This window comes from Bacillus smithii (assembly GCF_001050115.1).
GTDB classification, from domain to species: domain Bacteria; phylum Bacillota; class Bacilli; order Bacillales; family DSM-4216; genus Bacillus_O; species Bacillus_O smithii.
Genome location: NZ_CP012024.1, coordinates 3,195,241 through 3,211,371, shown reverse-complemented (window position 1 = coordinate 3,211,371; position 16,131 = coordinate 3,195,241). Strand labels below are relative to the sequence as shown.

Sequence of the window (16,131 nt, the reverse complement as noted above, 5' to 3'; positions counted from 1 at the left end):
CAGATAGGGTAAGCTTACGTGGAGAGATGGCAGAAGATGATCGGGATAAAGGGAGTAGGACTTTTGTTTGGTTCCGCTTCCTTTTTCTTTTAAAATAGAGGAAAATTAGGAAAATTTATGAATTGGATCTGTATGAAAAAAGTAGGATTCGATATAATAAGAGTAAGAGAGGGTGGCATGAAAAATGAGAGTTCTCTTTGTTTGCACAGGTAATACTTGCAGAAGTCCGATGGCCGAGGCCATTTTAAAAAAGATCAACGAACAGATTGAGGTGAAATCTGCGGGTATCTTTGCAGCAGATGGCGCCGGCATGTCCGTGAATGCCCAAACGGTTTTAAAAGAAAAGAATATTCCTTGCAGCCACCAAAGCCGGACGCTGACAAAAGAGGATATTGAATGGGCTGACTATATTTTCACGATGACAACCAGCCATAAAAATTATATTATGCAAATGTTTCCAAAAGCAGCGGATAAAACGTTTTCTATTAAAGAGTTTGTATTGGGCCGACATGAAGATGTTATCGATCCTTATGGAGGTCCCGTTGAATTATATAGGAAGACGTACAACGAATTGGAAAGCTTAATTCGTCAATTGGCTGCTAAACTATAAGGGTAGGGAGAGAAAACAATGAAAAAACGGTTTAAATTCGGGCTGAGAAAAAAGTTGGTTTTGTTTACCTATTTAGTAGCACTTATCACATATTCCTGTTCCGCCTTTTTCATTTACATAATACGGCCCATATTTTTCTCAAGTGCCGACGACAGGGTCTTCACGATTGTCACGCTTCTGTTGGGAATTATTTGGTCAGGCATCCTGGCGTTTTTTGCCGCTCGGATCATTGTGAAGCCTTTGCAGCTGTTGGAACAAGCGGCTCTTGAGGCGGCTGAGGGGAATATTGTCCATGATGTAAAAGTGCCAAAGAGTGATGATGAAATACGTTCACTGGCTTTGGCGTTTAACGGTATGCTGCAAAATTTACGGGAAATGGTACGGCAAATCGAGACTACCTTTACTTTAACGAACACGAAAGTGCTTGAAATTTTAACAGAAGTCGAAAGAGCGTCCAAACATGCGGAAGACATTGCCCAAACGATTGACGAAATTTCTGCGGGTGCAGAAAGTTCCGCCGGAGCGATCCAAGCCACGGCCGAATCGATGGAGGATGTCACCAAAATTGCCCATGAAGTTCAAACTCAGGCAAAATCTTCGGAACAAAAAGCAGAGGAAATGGTCAAAGAACTGCAAAACAGCAAGGAAGCGATGCAATCTCTTATCGACGGAATTCAACAGCTTGCATTGGATAATAGGCAGTCTTTGCAAGCGGTAAAGCGCTTGGAAGAAAATGCGGTAAAAGTGGGTCAAATCATACAGTTGGTCGGGGACATCGCCGCACAGACCAATCTGTTGGCTCTCAATGCTTCTATTGAAGCTGCACGGGCAGGGGAACACGGAAAAGGATTTGCGGTCGTTGCCGAAGAGGTTCGGAAGCTCGCGGATGGAAGCGCTAAAGCTGTTCAAGGAATTTCTGAATTGATAAAAGACATTCAAAAAGAAGTGGAGCATGTGGTCGGCCAAATTACAAGACAGGTGGAATCGGCTAATGAAGAAGCGGAAAAGGGCAGCCTCACCAACTCCGCGATAGAAGAAATGACATTGGTCATTAACGAAGTGGCGAATGCTGTTCATACGATTTCAACATTAGTGGATGGACAAATGGAAGGAATTCAAAAAACTTCCCAACAATCTCAGGAAGTAGCAGCGATAGCGGAAGAGACGTCGGCAGGAGCTCAGCAAGTGACAGAGTCGACAAAAGAGCAGGCGGCAGATATGGAAAAGGTTGAACAAGTTGCCAGGGAGTTGAAAGAACAGGCAAAACAGCTTCAATCTACGATTACAAGATTCCGTATTGAAGAGGAGCAGGGCTGATTTCAACAAAGCCGGCTGCTTTTCTCTTCTTTTTATTTTGTTCAAACGGCGTCACCTGCCATCTAAAGTGCGACATTCGGCAGATTTTGTGGAAAGAAAGGACACATCCGCACGTATACTGCCACTGTCGGTTTTCTGTCGTTTGAAAACAGCCGGCATCTGGGACGGAAGAGATCTCAGAGCGAATATACTTTATATTTTTTGCAGGGTGTGCCAAAATAAAGTTACAAGAAGAAATTTCTGCGAAAGTGGCTTCGGCTTTGGCCGAGAAGGAGGAACAAACATGAAAGTAGCGATTGCGTCCGATCACGGCGGAATTCATATAAGAGCAGAAATAAAAAAATTACTGGAAGAACTAGGAATAGATTATGAGGATTTTGGTTGCAATTGTGAAACGGAAACTTCTGTCGATTATCCGGATTATGCTTTGCCTGTTGCTGAAAAAGTGGCGAACGGAGAGTTTGACCGCGCCATTCTCATTTGCGGAACTGGAGTTGGGATGAGTATTTCGGCCAATAAAGTAAAGGGAATCCGCTGTGCTCTTGTACATGATGTTTATACGGCAAAATTAACCCGCAAACACAACGACAGCAATATTCTCGCCATGGGCGAACGCGTCATCGGACCGGGTCTTGCCAGGGAAATTGCCGAAGTGTGGCTGACCACGGAGTTTGAAGGCGGCCGCCATGAACGTCGAATTGGAAAAATTAAAGAATATGAAGAAAAACATTTGACAGATAAAAATGACCGCTCATAACAGCTTAGGAACAGGTTTTGGAAAAACGAATAGAAGGACGGTGGAAGGCTACGGAAGAGGAAAGATTTGAATGGGAAAAACAACTTTCGCTCATTTTGCGGGAGTTTCAAGAACAAGCGCAGTTGAAAAAAGGCCAAATTTTTGTAGTAGGCTGTTCCACTTCCGAAGTAGCGGGAAAGAAAATTGGCACATCAGGTACAATCTCCATAGCGGAAGCCATTTTTAACAAGCTTCAATCCTTTGCGAAACAGAACGGAATCTTTTTGGCATTTCAGTGCTGCGAACATTTAAATCGTGCGCTCGTCGTTGAAAAAGAGCTGGCCATTCGGGAGCGTTTGGAGGAAGTATCTGTTGTTCCCGTGCCGCAAGCGGGTGGTGCTATGGCAGCTTTTGCATACCGACATTTACAAGACCCTACGGTTGTAGAATTTATAAAGGCGGATGCAGGGATAGATATCGGCGATACGTTCATTGGAATGCATTTGAAACATGTGGCTGTACCGGTTCGGGTATCCGTCAAAACGTTGGGCGAAGCACATGTTACGCTTGCCAAGACACGTCCGAAGCTGATCGGCGGTCCGCGGGCCGTGTATGATACCGTTGAAACAAGCGAAAACGGCGCCTGCCGTTGAAAATTTCGCCGTATCGTGCCGTATCGTATCGGTTCAGAAGGGCATTTCACTTTGTTTTATACACGATGGATGGCAGTCCATCCATTGTTAAGAAAAAATTTTATTGGAAAAGGCTGTTCCAAAGGGCTCTTATTGGACTTTTGGAACAGCCTTTTCTTTAAAGAATTCGTTCTCTTTAGAGTTTGATAAAATGAGTAGGGCAAATGCGGAAACGTATGAAGACATTGTGCGCTGGATGATAAAATAAAGCGGAACGGAGATTTGGATTTTCAGGCACGATGCTGCGATTGGGTCGTTTCCTTGATACAGGCTCGATTTTATCAAAAAGTCCATTTTGCTTAACGCTCTCAAACGGGGGATGAAAGGAATAGGATGTCCCGTTTCATTTAAAGGAAAAATAACATCCGGCAAACCAGGATTTGGATAAAGCAAAAAATCAAAAACCGCCTTTAATAACCAGAAAAAATCATGTTAAAATAAAAAAGAATTTGAAAAATGAGAAAAGGCTTTGTGTTGCTATAACTTAAAGGAGGAACAAGAATGGGTAAACTTGCTGAACAAGATCAAGCTGTATATGAAGCTATCCAGAAAGAATTGAACAGGCAAAGAGCGAAAATTGAATTAATCGCTTCCGAAAACTTTGTCAGCCAAGCTGTGATGGAGGCACAAGGATCCGTATTAACGAATAAATATGCAGAAGGTTATCCGGGGAAACGTTATTATGGCGGCTGCGAATATGTCGATATTGTAGAAAACATCGCACGCGAACGGGCAAAGGAAATCTTTGGAGCAGAGCACGTTAATGTTCAACCGCATTCCGGGGCTCAAGCAAATATGGCGGTTTATTTCAGTGTTTTGGAACATGGCGATACGGTTCTAGGGATGAATTTATCCCACGGCGGCCATTTAACACATGGAAGTCCGGTAAACTTTAGCGGTGTGCAATATCAATTCGTGGAATATGGCGTGGACAAAGAAACGCATCGAATTGACTACGAAGATGTTCGGAACAAAGCATTGAAACACAAACCAAAGCTTATTGTGGCCGGTGCCAGCGCCTACCCGCGTATCATTGATTTTGCAAAATTCCGGGAAATTGCTGATGAAGTTGGCGCATATTTAATGGTGGACATGGCTCATATCGCTGGTCTTGTAGCAGCTGGTTTACACCCAAATCCGGTTCCGTATGCTCATTTTGTGACCACCACTACGCATAAAACGTTGCGGGGGCCGCGTGGTGGAATGATTTTGTGCAAAGAAGAGTTTGCCAAGAAGATCGATAAAGCCATTTTCCCTGGCATTCAAGGCGGTCCGCTCATGCATGTGATTGCAGCGAAAGCGGTGGCTCTTGGGGAAGTCATGCAAGATTCTTTCAAAGTGTATGCACAAAATATCATTGATAATGCAAAACGGCTGGCGGAAGGGCTGCAAAAAGAAGGATTGAAATTAGTTTCAGACGGTACGGATAATCATTTGCTTCTTGTTGATGTCCGTTCATTAGGGCTGACAGGAAAAGAAGCAGAAAAAGTGTTAGATGATATCGGCATTACTGTCAATAAAAATACGATTCCGTATGATCCGGAAAGCCCGTTTGTGACAAGCGGCATTCGAATTGGAACGGCTGCGGTCACTACTCGTGGATTTGGTTTGGCGGAAATGGATGAAGTGGCGTCCATTATTGGCTTCGCTCTGAAAAATCGCGATAACGAAGCGAAATTGAACGAGGCAAAAGCAAGAGTGGCTGCGTTGACAGAAAAATTCCCGCTTTACGAAGGGGCTTCTGTACGCTAAAAAGTTTGGGCATTTTCTAATGCCCATAACGGACGATGACCTCCGCCTCAATCGAAGAACAGCATCCGGTAGCGGTATGGCGGCTAAAAGCCAGATAGGTCAACTTGCCATCAGTGGGGGATAAGATGAACTCCCACTGATGATTTTTACTCTATTCGGCTATCGCCGAGATCCATAAGGGGCTGCGAAAGGAGAGCTGGTTGGTGTTAAAGGATGAGTTGCTTGGCATCATTCCTGATGAAGCGCGGGTAAGCGCAAATGAAACCGTTTTAGATCACCATAGCAAAGGGTTTTCTTACCATACACCCGTTTTGCCGGATGCGGTGGTATTTCCGAAAACGGAAGAAGAAGTCGTCAAAATCGTCCATTTTGCTAAAGAACGCAGCATACCGATTGTACCGTTTGGAGTGGGCACTAGTTTGGAAGGGCACGTCATTCCGGTGAAGGGCGGAATCAGCATCGATTTTTCCTTGATGAACCGGATTGTGGAGCTGCGCCCGGAAGATTTTATCGTCAAAGTGGAACCGGGTGTCACGAGAATCCAATTAAACAAGCACTTAAAAAAATACGGCCTTTTTTTTCCAGTGGATCCAGGGGCAGACGCAACGATCGGCGGGATGACGGCAACGAATGCGAGCGGAACAAACGCAGTCCGCTACGGAGCAATGAAGCAAAATGTGCTTGGACTGCGTTGTGTCCTTGCTGACGGACGAGTGATTCCTATGGGAGGAGAAACGGTCAAATCATCAGCAGGTCTGCATTTGGCGGACTTGATGATTGGTTCGGAAGGGACGCTCGGAATTTTTACCGAAATTACACTAAAACTTTATGGTATTCCTGAAGCAATTGTGGCTGCCAAAGTCGTGTTTCCAAATTTGAAAGCGGCAGGGGGAGCTGCTACCGCTGTTTTGCAAGGAGGCATACCGATCGGAAGAATAGAGCTTGTGGATTCTCGGACGATAGAAGCGATTAATCTTTATAAAGGAACCGATTTTATGGTGCATCCGACATTATTTTTAGAGTTTGCCGGAAGCCGGGAAATGGTTCAGCATGATATCCAAATGACGAGAGAGATCATGGAAGACAACGGATGCCTTTCCTTCGAATTTGAAGAAGATTCCATCAAACGAGCTCAATTGTGGGAAGCAAGGCATCAAGCGGCTGTTGCGATTACAAGCAAATACCCCGGGAAGCTTCACGTTTCTACGGATGTTTGCGTTCCTATTTCCAAGCTGACAGGTGCATTGGAAAAGGCTAGGCAATTGGCGGAAGCCTATCATTTGGACGCCGCCATCCTTGGTCATGTAGGGGATGGCAATTTTCATACGTCGCTTGCGATCGATCCGAATGACCAAGATGAAGTGGGCCGTTTCCAAAAGATGAATGAGGCGCTTGTGGATTATGCCCTTCAACAAGGGGGCACATGTACAGGAGAACATGGAATTGGGATCGGGAAAAAGAAATATTTGCTGAAAGAGCATCCGGAAGGACTCGATGTGATGCGCACCATTAAAAAAGCGCTTGATCCAGAAGGAATTTTGAATCCAGGAAAAATCTATTAAAAGAGTTTAAAATAAATGGAAAAGGAGGGGGCTTAAGTCTCCTCCTTTTCCGATTCGGCCGGCCTTTGTATATTAAAAGGGAAAAAGTGTGTTTTCCTCATTTAGAAAGAAAATGGTTTTCTCTCCCGTCAGTGATCACGTTTTCGTGAGTGTGAGTAAAATGTTTGTGGGAGAAATTCTTAGAATTCCCCGATGAGGGGGTTGGGAACGTAGGTTCGCAATCCCCCTCATCGGGGCCACCAAGCAAAGTGCGGTAGGATCCCAAGCAGGAAACATGAAAAAAGGACTCTCTCCCTGGTAAGATGATCATTGTTCACACCATCAAACAGGAGGAGAGAGTCCCATGAATATTCAACAACATCTTACCACAAATTCGTTGACATGGAAAGAGATCGAACTTGATTTGTTTCGAGCCTTGCAAAACGCCTTCACCGAGCTGTTTACGGCTCTGTTGGAGGACATCGACCGACAATTGGCGGAAACCCGGGACAAGCGCCGGTACCACTTGAAAGACAAACGACGCACCACGATTCAAACCTTGTTTGGCGAAGTTACCTTTGAGCGAAACTACTATTTAGACCGAGAACAAAACCGTTACACGTTTTTGCTTGATTCCTTTTTAGCGTTTGATGGATCGCAGTCAATCAGCCCTTGTCTAGAAGAAACGGCGATGGGATTGGCTGTGGAGTGCTCTTCCTATCGCAAAGCGGCTCATACGCTTGCCCAGATGGTCGGGTATCCGGTGATGAGCCATGAGACGATCCGCCAGTTGGTGCTCGAGGCTGAAGTTCCGCTGCACTGCCCGGTTGACCAGCGATATGGACGGGTGCTGTTTGTGGAGGCCGATGGACTGTTTGTCTCTCTCCAAGGGAAGGGAAAACGGGCCAAGGAAGACAAAATCCTGACCGTTCACGAAGGATGGAAGCGCAACGGCTCACGGATCGAATTCGTGAATCAGCGCCATTACGTCCATGAAGGCAAGGGGGAGGTGTGGGAAGGCTTCGAGGAATTTTTGATGAACGAATATGCCTATGATCCGTGTCGGGATCTTCTTGTCATCAACGGGGACGGCGCTCCATGGATTACCGCGTGCCGGGAGTATTTCAAAGGACGGGTCTGCTTCCAATTGGATCGATTCCACGTGGCGCGTGAGTTGCGCCAATGCCTCTCGGGCCATCCACGGTGGCAGGCGATTCGGCAAAAGCTGGCGAAGCAGGATGAAGAGAAGCTGCTTGTGGAACTGAACAGCGCCCTCGGCACGCTGGGGGACGAAGCGAAAGAACAACAGCTGGCTGCCTTGATCCACCGGATCGAATCGATGCCGGGATGCATCCGTGATTACCGGGAATGGCTGAAGGAGCAAGGAGTGGACACAACGGGCATGTATCCGATGGGGAGGGCTGAAAGCGTGATGAGCCAGCTGGCGTATCGGGTGAAATACCGCCGCAGTTGGACAGACAAGGGACTCAGGGCGTTTTTCAAGGCAATGATTGCCCGGATGGATGGGATTCGTCTTTTCGGACATCGTTTAGGAGAAGAATCGTCGCATCCGGCGGAGGAAACGGCATCTACCAAACAGACGATCGTGAACAAGGCGAAACAACGCATCCGCCGTCTTCTTCCAGAGGTAACGCGGAATAACGTGCCATATTTACAGCAATCGTCCGGGACTCCGATCTATCATGCCCTGTCTGAATTCAAGGGATGGTAAAAAAAGGTATACATATTCGTCTGTCATGGCAAGGGATGAGAGTCCGAAAGCGCTTACGGATGAAATTCAAAAAAATGGTTCGCTAACCTATGACTTACATCTATTTTCAGCGAACCAAAAAAATTCCCACAAAGTCTTGACTGACTCTTTTCGTGATCCTTTCTTGATGATCCATATGTTTTTTTGTAAAATAAGTTGAAGTATGTAGAACTTTGTCAAGGTTATATTACAGTTACATAGTGAAAATCATCAAAGGAGCGAGATTCGTGGCGAAAGTATATGTATTTGATCACCCGCTGATCCAGCATAAGCTAACTTTTATACGAGATAAAAATACCGGAACAAAGGAGTTTCGGGAACTAGTGGATGAAGTGGCTACTTTAATGGCGTTTGAAATTACCCGTGACATGCCTTTGGAAGAAATTGAAGTCGAAACGCCTGTTGGAAAAGCAAATGCAAAGATTTTATCAGGAAAGAAAATAGGTGTTGTTCCGATATTGCGTGCCGGTATTGGAATGATTGACGGCATTTTAAAGCTCATTCCTGCCGCTAAAGTAGGTCATATCGGACTATACAGGGATCCCGAAACGTTAAAGCCAGTTGAGTATTATGTGAAGCTTCCATCCGATGTGGAGGAAAGAGATTTTATTTTGGTGGACCCAATGCTGGCAACGGGCGGATCTGCCGTTGAAGCGGTGAATTCCCTGAAGAAACGCGGCGCCAAAAACATTAAATTTATGTGCCTGATTGCTGCTCCAGAAGGGGTTGAAGCACTAAAAAAAGCCCATCCAGATGTTGACATTTATATCGCTGCTTTAGATGAAAAACTAAACGAAAAAGGATATATTGTTCCAGGTCTCGGAGATGCAGGAGACCGATTATTCGGTACAAAATAAGGTAGAGTAGGTGCGAATATGAGTGCTCCAATTAAAGTAATGACCATTTTCGGAACCCGGCCGGAAGCCATCAAAATGGCTCCGCTTGTGCTTGAATTAAAAAAGTATCCGGAAGATTTTGAAACGATTGTGGCAGTGACGGCCCAGCATCGCCAAATGTTGGATCAAGTGCTGGATATTTTCGGGATTCAACCTGATTATGATCTCAATATCATGAAAGATCGACAAACGTTGACAGATGTGACGACAAAAGGCTTGGAAGGCCTGGATAAAGTGATGAAAGAAGTCAAGCCTGACATCGTTTTAGTTCATGGAGATACGACAACGACGTTTATTGCAAGCCTGGCGGCGTTTTACAACCAAATTGCGGTTGGTCATGTCGAAGCGGGGCTTAGGACGTGGAATAAGTACTCGCCGTTTCCAGAAGAAATGAACCGGCAGCTAACTGGTATTCTTGCTGATATTCATTTTGCGCCGACAGCCAAAGCGGAAGCCAATTTGATTCAGGAGAACAAAAAGAAAGACACCATCTTTGTAACGGGAAACACAGCCATTGATGCATTAAAAACAACTGTCAAAAGCGATTATCAGCATGAGATCTTAACGAAGGTTGGCACGGACCGCCTGATCTTATTAACAGCCCACAGGAGAGAAAACTTGGGCGAACCAATGCGCAATATGTTTCGGGCCATTAAGCGGATTGTAGAGGAAATGAAAGATGTTCAAGTGGTTTATCCGGTTCATTTGAATCCAGCAGTACGGGAAATCGCAATGGAAATTCTCGGAGATAACGAAAGAATTCATTTAATTGAACCGCTAGATGTGATTGATTTTCATAATTTCGCAGCCAGGGCCCATCTAATCTTAACGGATTCAGGAGGGGTGCAGGAAGAAGCGCCTTCCCTTGGCGTGCCGGTCTTGGTGCTTCGTGATACAACAGAACGGCCCGAGGGGATTGAAGCAGGGACGTTGAAACTTGCAGGAGTGGAAGAAGAGCCCATTTATCAGCTGACAAAAGAACTTTTAACGAACCGACAAGAATACGAGAAAATGGCAAAAGCCGTCAATCCTTATGGGGATGGAGAAGCTTCCCGCCGCATTGCAGAAGCGGTGCGTTATTATTTCAAAAGAACGAGCCAAAAACCGGATCGTTTTTCATAGAGTCTCCAAGCAGGAGACTCTTTATGAATGCCGCTTTCATCGCAGTCGGAAGGAACAAAAAGCGGACGAGACTTCTTAATGTCGAAAGTTAAGGGATTTTTTGCAAATCGGCCATTTGTAACCTAACTCTTTAGTTGAATAAAATGAAAAAAATTCACAGAATTTGCGAAAACTTTGTGAAAACTTTGTGAAAATTTGTGAATGCTTTGTGATCTTTTTCACTGTAAACACATTGACATTGCAAGGTCTCTATTGTATGCTTACAAAGGAAATAATAGAAGTTATTTGAATAAACTGAGCGTGGTGAAAACGCTTGTATTTTTTTGAAGTTCGGGTCAGCTCCCGCTTGAATGTGAGGGTGATGAATGGCTCAAAAACATAAAAGTCCATTTCGGGCAATGGCTCTCTACAGCACCATCTTATCTCAGCTGGCAGGATCTGTTTTGATCGGGATATTTCTCGGTAGATGGATCGATGGCAAATGCCAAACAGAACCTCTGTTTTTAGTGATTGGGCTTTTATCGGGATTAGCGGCCGGAATACTGGCGATGCTGCGTACAATACGCCGTTTCAATTCAGGGGATTAGTGCGTTAAAATATTTGAAAGCTATGAATGGCATTATTACTGTGAATTCTGCCAGTTCTCCATTTATCTGCTCCGCAAGGCATTTTCTATAGCTTGTATACAAGCATAGCCTGCCAATGGACAAGCCTGGAATTTATCGGGGGTTCGGTGAGCCTGTCCGATATTGTCAAAAAGCTGAGGTCTTGACGTTTTACCTAACAGGCAAAACAGCCTCATTGCTGCCCTTCGCTTTCCGGGTTGAATTCTTCTCCTTATATTTCAATATAGAAATAATGGCAGTAAATGTCATTATGATAGATTTAATGAATCCATTCTAATTTAAGTAACGTGGAAGAGAGGTGATAAGAATTGGAACATGAAGCTCCAATAGTGGAATTTATGGGTCTTACTTTTAACCTGTCCAATGTTTTAATGATCACAGTGGCAAGTGTAATTGTATTCTTAATTGCGGTCATCTCCACACGGAAGCTTGCTTTGAAACCGACAGGAATGCAAAATTTCATGGAATGGATCATGGATTTTGTAAAGAATATCATTCAAAGCAACATGGATTGGAAAACGGGCGGGCGTTTTCATATTCTCGGCCTTACTTTGATTATGTATATTTTTGTATCCAATATGCTAGGTCTTCCATTTTCCGTTGTGGTAGATCACAAGTTATGGTGGAAGTCGCCGACATCCGACCCTGCCATTACACTTACGCTTGCAGTTATGATTGTAGTATTAACTCATTATTACGGCGTAAAGATGAAAGGGTTTGGCGGATATGTACGGGGATACTTTGAACCGATGAAATTTTTATTCCCTTTAAAAATAATCGAAGAATTCGCCAATACATTGACTCTGGGGCTCCGGCTTTACGGAAACATCTACGCGGGGGAAATCTTGCTTTCGCTGTTGGCCGGTGGTTTGGCGTCAAGTGTCGGTGGCACTATTGCGGCCATTATTCCGACAATTGCATGGCAAGCTTTCAGTATTTTTGTCGGTTCAATCCAAGCATTTATTTTCACGATGTTAACAATGGTTTACATGGCTCATAAAATCAGCCAAGACCATTAAACATAAATTCATTATATCATTATTTGAAAGAAGAACTTTTTATATATTTTAAAGGAGGAACTTAATCATGAGTTTAGGTGTAATAGCAGCAGCAATTGCAATAGGGTTGGCAGCAATTGGGGCAGGTGTCGGTAACGGTTTAATCGTATCTCGTACGGTACAAGGTATTTCTCGTCAACCAGAACTACGCGGGATGCTTCAAACGGTTATGTTCATTGGGGTAGCGTTAGTTGAAGCGATTCCGATTATTGCCGTAGTTATCGCATTCATGGTTTTGAATCGATAATCACTGGAATTAAGTTGCAAATGGCGAAGATCATTCCATGCGAACCTTCGCCATTCCTTTATGTACCGTATTCCTGCTGGATTGTTATGGTTAGGGAGCTGACTCTTGAAGGGAGTGAATAATACGTGTTGACAAACGCGCTTGTATTGGGAGAAGCACACATCAACAGTGGAGATATCATCTTCCAATTATTGATGTTTATTATTTTATTGGCGTTGTTAAAGAAATATGCATGGGGCCCGCTCGTGGGAATCATGAAACAGCGCGAAGATCATATTGCGAATGAAATTGAAGCGGCGGAAAAGAGCCGTGTTGAAGCGAATAAATTTTTAGAAGAAACTCGTCAAGAACTGAAAAAAGCTAGAGAAGATGCCCAAGCTCTAATCGAAAATGCCAAAAAACAAGGTGAACGGCAAAAAGATGAGATTATTGCCGCAGCTAGACAAGAAGCAGAACGCTTGAAAGAGTCCGCAAAAGCTGAAATCAATCGTCAAAAAGAACAAGCAGTGGCAGAATTGCGTGATCAAGTGGCCTCTTTATCTGTATTGATTGCTTCGAAAGTCATTGAAAAAGAATTGAGCGAGCAAGATCAAGAAAAATTAATCCAAGATTTTATTAAAGAGGCAGGAGAAGGGCGATGAGTAATTCTATAGTAGCCAATCGCTATGCGGCAGCTCTTTTCCAAGTTGCAAAAGAGAACGATCAAGTAGCTCTGATTGGGGAACAGATGAGTGTAGTAAAAGAGGTTTTACAGCAAACTCCGGAATTGCTGTTCTTCTTGAAACTGCCGAAAGTGGACATGTCCAAAAAGAAAGAATTAGTTAAACAGGCGTTTTCAACTGCTTCTCCGTTTATTGTCAATACATTGCTTCTTATGATGGAAAACCACCGCGAAGATCACCTGTTGGAAATGGCTGAAGAATACATAGCCTTGGCCAATAACGAGCGTGGAATTGCAGAAGCGACGGTGACGAGTGTACGCCCATTAAATGAAGAAGAAAAATCTTCACTGTCAGCTGTATTGGCTGAAAAAGTCGGGAAGCAAACTTTGAAAATTGAAAATGTTGTGGATCCGAAGCTTTTAGGAGGCTTGAAAGTCAGAATCGGGAATCGCATTATTGACGGCAGCCTTCGCGGAAAGCTTGATCGGTTAAAACAATTGATTAGCTAGACTATACAACGTATACGTATAAATCATTAAACGGCGAGCAGCACTCGTTGCAGAGTCTCTCGCTTATTCGTTGAATGAATGGCGTGAAATAGCGGGACGACAACTATAACGCTATTTCCTTTCATTCTGCTCTATAAATAAGAAGGGGTGAAACGCATGAGCATCAAAGCTGAAGAAATCAGCGCGCTGATAAGAAAGCAAATCGAAAATTATCAGGCGGATATGGAAGTAAATGATGTAGGCACTGTCATCCAGGTCGGTGACGGTATTGCTCGTGCCCACGGCCTTGATCATGTCATGGCTGGCGAGCTTTTGGAGTTTTCAAATGGCGTTATGGGATTGGCGCAGAACTTGGAAGAAAATAACGTAGGGATCGTCATTTTAGGACCATATACGGATATTCGTGAAGGAGACGAAGTTCGTCGTACAGGACGTATTATGGAAGTTCCGGTTGGAGAAGAACTCATTGGTCGTGTTGTAAATCCTCTCGGACAACCGGTTGATGGTCTTGGACCGATTAATACGAAAAAAACTCGTCCAATTGAAAGTCCTGCTCCAGGGGTAATGGATCGTAAATCTGTTCATGAACCTCTTCAAACAGGTATTAAAGTCATTGACGCTCTTGTACCGATCGGAAGAGGACAACGGGAGTTAATTATCGGGGACCGTCAAACAGGTAAAACATCCATCGCGATTGACACGATTATCAACCAAAAAGACCAAAACATGATTTGTATTTATGTGGCAATCGGTCAAAAAGAATCGACGGTTCGGACAACGGTTGAAACGCTGCGCAAAAATGGCGCATTAGATTACACGATCGTGGTGACAGCTTCTGCATCACAACCAGCACCGTTATTGTATTTGGCACCTTATGCCGGCGTTGCGATGGGCGAAGAATTCATGTACAACGGCAAGCATGTGTTGGTCGTTTATGACGATTTATCCAAACAAGCTGCTGCGTACCGTGAACTTTCCTTGCTGCTCCGTCGTCCACCTGGTCGTGAAGCATATCCGGGGGATGTATTCTATCTTCACTCTCGTTTACTTGAACGTGCTGCAAAACTTAGCGATGCGAAAGGCTCTGGTTCGTTGACAGCATTGCCGTTTGTTGAAACACAAGCAGGGGATATTTCGGCCTATATCCCAACAAACGTTATTTCCATCACAGATGGACAAATTTTCTTGCAATCGGATTTATTCTTCTCCGGTGTACGCCCGGCTATTAACGCTGGTTTGTCTGTATCTCGTGTAGGGGGAGCCGCTCAAATTAAAGCCATGAAAAAAGTGGCCGGTACTTTGCGTTTGGACTTGGCATCCTATCGTGAATTGGAATCATTTGCTCAATTCGGTTCTGATCTTGATAAAGCGACTCAAGCAAAATTGGCTCGTGGTGCCCGTACCGTAGAAGTATTAAAGCAAGATTTAAATAAACCAATCAAAGTAGAAAAACAAGTCATGATTCTCTATGCGTTGACTCGCGGATTTTTAGATGACATCCCGGTAGAAGATATCCGCCGCTTTGAAAACGAGTTTTACGCCTGGCTGGATGAAAACGGACAAGCGGTGCTTGATCAAATCCGTTCCACAGGTAACTTGCCGAGCGACGAAGAGATGGCAGGAGCCATTAACGGCTTTAAGAAAACCTTTGCGAAATCCGAGTAACAAAATGGAATTCATTAAGTATAAGGGTGGTGAGAACGGATGGCATCGTTACGCGATATAAAAACTCGTATTAATACTACAAAGAAAACAAGCCATATCACCAAGGCAATGCAAATGGTTTCCGCTTCAAAATTCAACCGTGCGGAGAAAAATGCGAAATCATTTGTTCCGTACATGGAAAAAATGCAGGACGTCGTTGCCAGCATTGCGGCTGGAAGCAAAGATATTAAACATCCGATGCTGGTCTCCCGCCCCGTTAAAAAAACCGGGTATCTGGTGATTACTTCAGACAGGGGTTTGGCGGGCGCATATAACAGCAACGTTCTTCGCCGCGTTTACAATACAATTAAGAAACGCCATCAATCTGATGATGAGTACGCCATTATTGTACTTGGACGAGTGGGCAGAGACTTCTTTGTAAACAGAGGAATGAATGTTGTCTATGACATGGTGGGAGTGCCTGATCATCCGAGTTTCGCTGAAATTCGGAACATCGCAAATAAGACCGTGAACTTATTTATAGATGGAACGTTCGATGAACTGCATATGTACTACACCCATTATATTAGTGCCATTGCGAATGAAGTGACAGAGAAGCAGCTTTTGCCATTGACCGATATTACAGCATCCAATAAGCTTACTTCTTACGAATTTGAACCTTCGGCGGAAGATGTGTTGGATGTGCTGCTGCCGCAGTATGCGGAAAGTTTAATCTTTGGCGCCATTTTAGATGCCAAAGCAAGTGAACATTCATCGCGGATGACAGCTATGAAAAATGCAACGGATAATGCTTTGGAATTAATCGATACCTTAACGCTGTCATACAACCGTGCACGCCAAGCTTCTATTACCCAAGAAATTACGGAAATTGTCAGCGGTGCCGCTGCATTGGAGTAACTCTAGTTCGTTGCGGAAACAAGCGATAGA

General features: G+C 44.3%; 16 protein-coding genes. All 16 read left to right on the top strand.

Features of this window, described 5'->3' with window-relative positions:
- Positions 1-184 precede the first annotated feature (184 nt).
- The 16 genes from BSM4216_RS15045 (at position 185) to atpG (ending at position 16,101) form a co-directional block, all read left to right on the top strand.
- Positions 185-610, top strand: coding sequence for a low molecular weight protein arginine phosphatase (locus BSM4216_RS15045; protein ID WP_048624241.1), 426 nt, complete (start codon positions 185-187; stop codon positions 608-610).
- A gap of 18 nt (positions 611-628) precedes the next feature.
- On the top strand, positions 629-1,927 hold the full coding sequence (locus BSM4216_RS15040; RefSeq protein ID WP_003353349.1) for a methyl-accepting chemotaxis protein: 1,299 nt from the start codon (positions 629-631) through the stop codon (positions 1,925-1,927).
- A 283-nt stretch (positions 1,928-2,210) separates the two neighbouring features.
- Positions 2,211-2,684 carry a ribose 5-phosphate isomerase B gene (gene rpiB / locus BSM4216_RS15035; RefSeq protein ID WP_003353348.1) on the top strand — a complete coding sequence of 158 codons (474 nt, stop codon included), beginning with the start codon at positions 2,211-2,213 and terminating at the stop codon, positions 2,682-2,684.
- A 29-nt stretch (positions 2,685-2,713) separates the two neighbouring features.
- A complete protein-coding gene (locus BSM4216_RS15030) occupies positions 2,714-3,316 on the top strand; it encodes a TIGR01440 family protein (protein ID WP_048624559.1) in 603 nt (200 codons plus the stop codon).
- Positions 3,317-3,856: 540 nt separating this feature from the next.
- Positions 3,857-5,107, top strand: a complete 1,251-nt coding sequence (locus tag BSM4216_RS15020; protein WP_003353345.1) for a serine hydroxymethyltransferase — start codon at positions 3,857-3,859, stop codon at positions 5,105-5,107.
- A gap of 200 nt (positions 5,108-5,307) precedes the next feature.
- Positions 5,308-6,669, top strand: a complete 1,362-nt coding sequence (locus BSM4216_RS15015; RefSeq protein ID WP_048624239.1) for an FAD-binding oxidoreductase — start codon at positions 5,308-5,310, stop codon at positions 6,667-6,669.
- Positions 6,670-7,012: 343 nt separating this feature from the next.
- Positions 7,013-8,380, top strand: a complete 1,368-nt coding sequence (locus BSM4216_RS15010) for an ISLre2 family transposase (protein ID WP_003355652.1) — start codon at positions 7,013-7,015, stop codon at positions 8,378-8,380.
- 266 nt (positions 8,381-8,646) lie between these two features.
- On the top strand, positions 8,647-9,276 hold the full coding sequence (gene upp, locus BSM4216_RS15005) for a uracil phosphoribosyltransferase (protein ID WP_048624238.1): 630 nt from the start codon (positions 8,647-8,649) through the stop codon (positions 9,274-9,276).
- Positions 9,277-9,294: 18 nt separating this feature from the next.
- A complete protein-coding gene (gene wecB / locus BSM4216_RS15000; protein WP_048624237.1) occupies positions 9,295-10,437 on the top strand; it encodes a non-hydrolyzing UDP-N-acetylglucosamine 2-epimerase in 1,143 nt (380 codons plus the stop codon).
- Positions 10,438-10,802: 365 nt separating this feature from the next.
- Entirely contained in the window at positions 10,803-11,024 is a 222-nt protein-coding gene (locus BSM4216_RS14995; RefSeq protein WP_048624236.1) for an AtpZ/AtpI family protein, read from the top strand.
- A gap of 347 nt (positions 11,025-11,371) precedes the next feature.
- On the top strand, positions 11,372-12,082 hold the full coding sequence (gene atpB, locus BSM4216_RS14990; RefSeq protein WP_003353339.1) for a F0F1 ATP synthase subunit A: 711 nt from the start codon (positions 11,372-11,374) through the stop codon (positions 12,080-12,082).
- Between the two features lie 67 nt (positions 12,083-12,149).
- Positions 12,150-12,368, top strand: coding sequence for a F0F1 ATP synthase subunit C (gene atpE, locus BSM4216_RS14985; RefSeq protein WP_003353338.1), 219 nt, complete (start codon positions 12,150-12,152; stop codon positions 12,366-12,368).
- 125 nt (positions 12,369-12,493) lie between these two features.
- A complete protein-coding gene (locus tag BSM4216_RS14980) occupies positions 12,494-13,009 on the top strand; it encodes a F0F1 ATP synthase subunit B (RefSeq protein ID WP_048624235.1) in 516 nt (171 codons plus the stop codon).
- Positions 13,006-13,539: a F0F1 ATP synthase subunit delta gene (locus BSM4216_RS14975; protein ID WP_003353336.1), complete on the top strand. Its 534-nt coding sequence runs from the start codon at positions 13,006-13,008 to the stop codon at positions 13,537-13,539. Before BSM4216_RS14980 ends, BSM4216_RS14975 begins: the two co-directional genes overlap by 4 nt.
- A 156-nt stretch (positions 13,540-13,695) precedes the next feature.
- The gene (gene atpA, locus BSM4216_RS14970) at positions 13,696-15,204 is read left to right on the top strand and encodes a F0F1 ATP synthase subunit alpha (RefSeq protein ID WP_048624234.1); all 1,509 of its coding nucleotides are present in this window, start codon (positions 13,696-13,698) and stop codon (positions 15,202-15,204) included.
- Positions 15,205-15,243: 39 nt separating this feature from the next.
- Positions 15,244-16,101 carry an ATP synthase F1 subunit gamma gene (gene atpG, locus BSM4216_RS14965; protein ID WP_048624233.1) on the top strand — a complete coding sequence of 286 codons (858 nt, stop codon included), beginning with the start codon at positions 15,244-15,246 and terminating at the stop codon, positions 16,099-16,101.
- Positions 16,102-16,131 lie beyond the last annotated feature (30 nt).

Excerpts from the sequence above, each read along its gene's own strand:
- BSM4216_RS15045 (WP_048624241.1), top strand. The coding sequence starts at position 185 with ATGAGAGTTCTCTTTGTTTGCACAGGTAATACTTGCAGAAGTCCGATG.
- BSM4216_RS15040 (WP_003353349.1), top strand. The coding sequence starts at position 629 with ATGAAAAAACGGTTTAAATTCGGGCTGAGAAAAAAGTTGGTTTTGTTT.
- rpiB (WP_003353348.1), top strand. The coding sequence starts at position 2,211 with ATGAAAGTAGCGATTGCGTCCGATCACGGCGGAATTCATATAAGAGCA.
- BSM4216_RS15020 (WP_003353345.1), top strand. The coding sequence starts at position 3,857 with ATGGGTAAACTTGCTGAACAAGATCAAGCTGTATATGAAGCTATCCAG.
- BSM4216_RS15010 (WP_003355652.1), top strand. The coding sequence starts at position 7,013 with ATGAATATTCAACAACATCTTACCACAAATTCGTTGACATGGAAAGAG.
- wecB (WP_048624237.1), top strand. The coding sequence starts at position 9,295 with ATGAGTGCTCCAATTAAAGTAATGACCATTTTCGGAACCCGGCCGGAA.
- BSM4216_RS14995 (WP_048624236.1), top strand. The coding sequence starts at position 10,803 with ATGGCTCAAAAACATAAAAGTCCATTTCGGGCAATGGCTCTCTACAGC.
- atpE (WP_003353338.1), top strand. The coding sequence starts at position 12,150 with ATGAGTTTAGGTGTAATAGCAGCAGCAATTGCAATAGGGTTGGCAGCA.
- BSM4216_RS14975 (WP_003353336.1), top strand. The coding sequence starts at position 13,006 with ATGAGTAATTCTATAGTAGCCAATCGCTATGCGGCAGCTCTTTTCCAA.
- atpA (WP_048624234.1), top strand. The coding sequence starts at position 13,696 with ATGAGCATCAAAGCTGAAGAAATCAGCGCGCTGATAAGAAAGCAAATC.
- atpG (WP_048624233.1), top strand. The coding sequence starts at position 15,244 with ATGGCATCGTTACGCGATATAAAAACTCGTATTAATACTACAAAGAAA.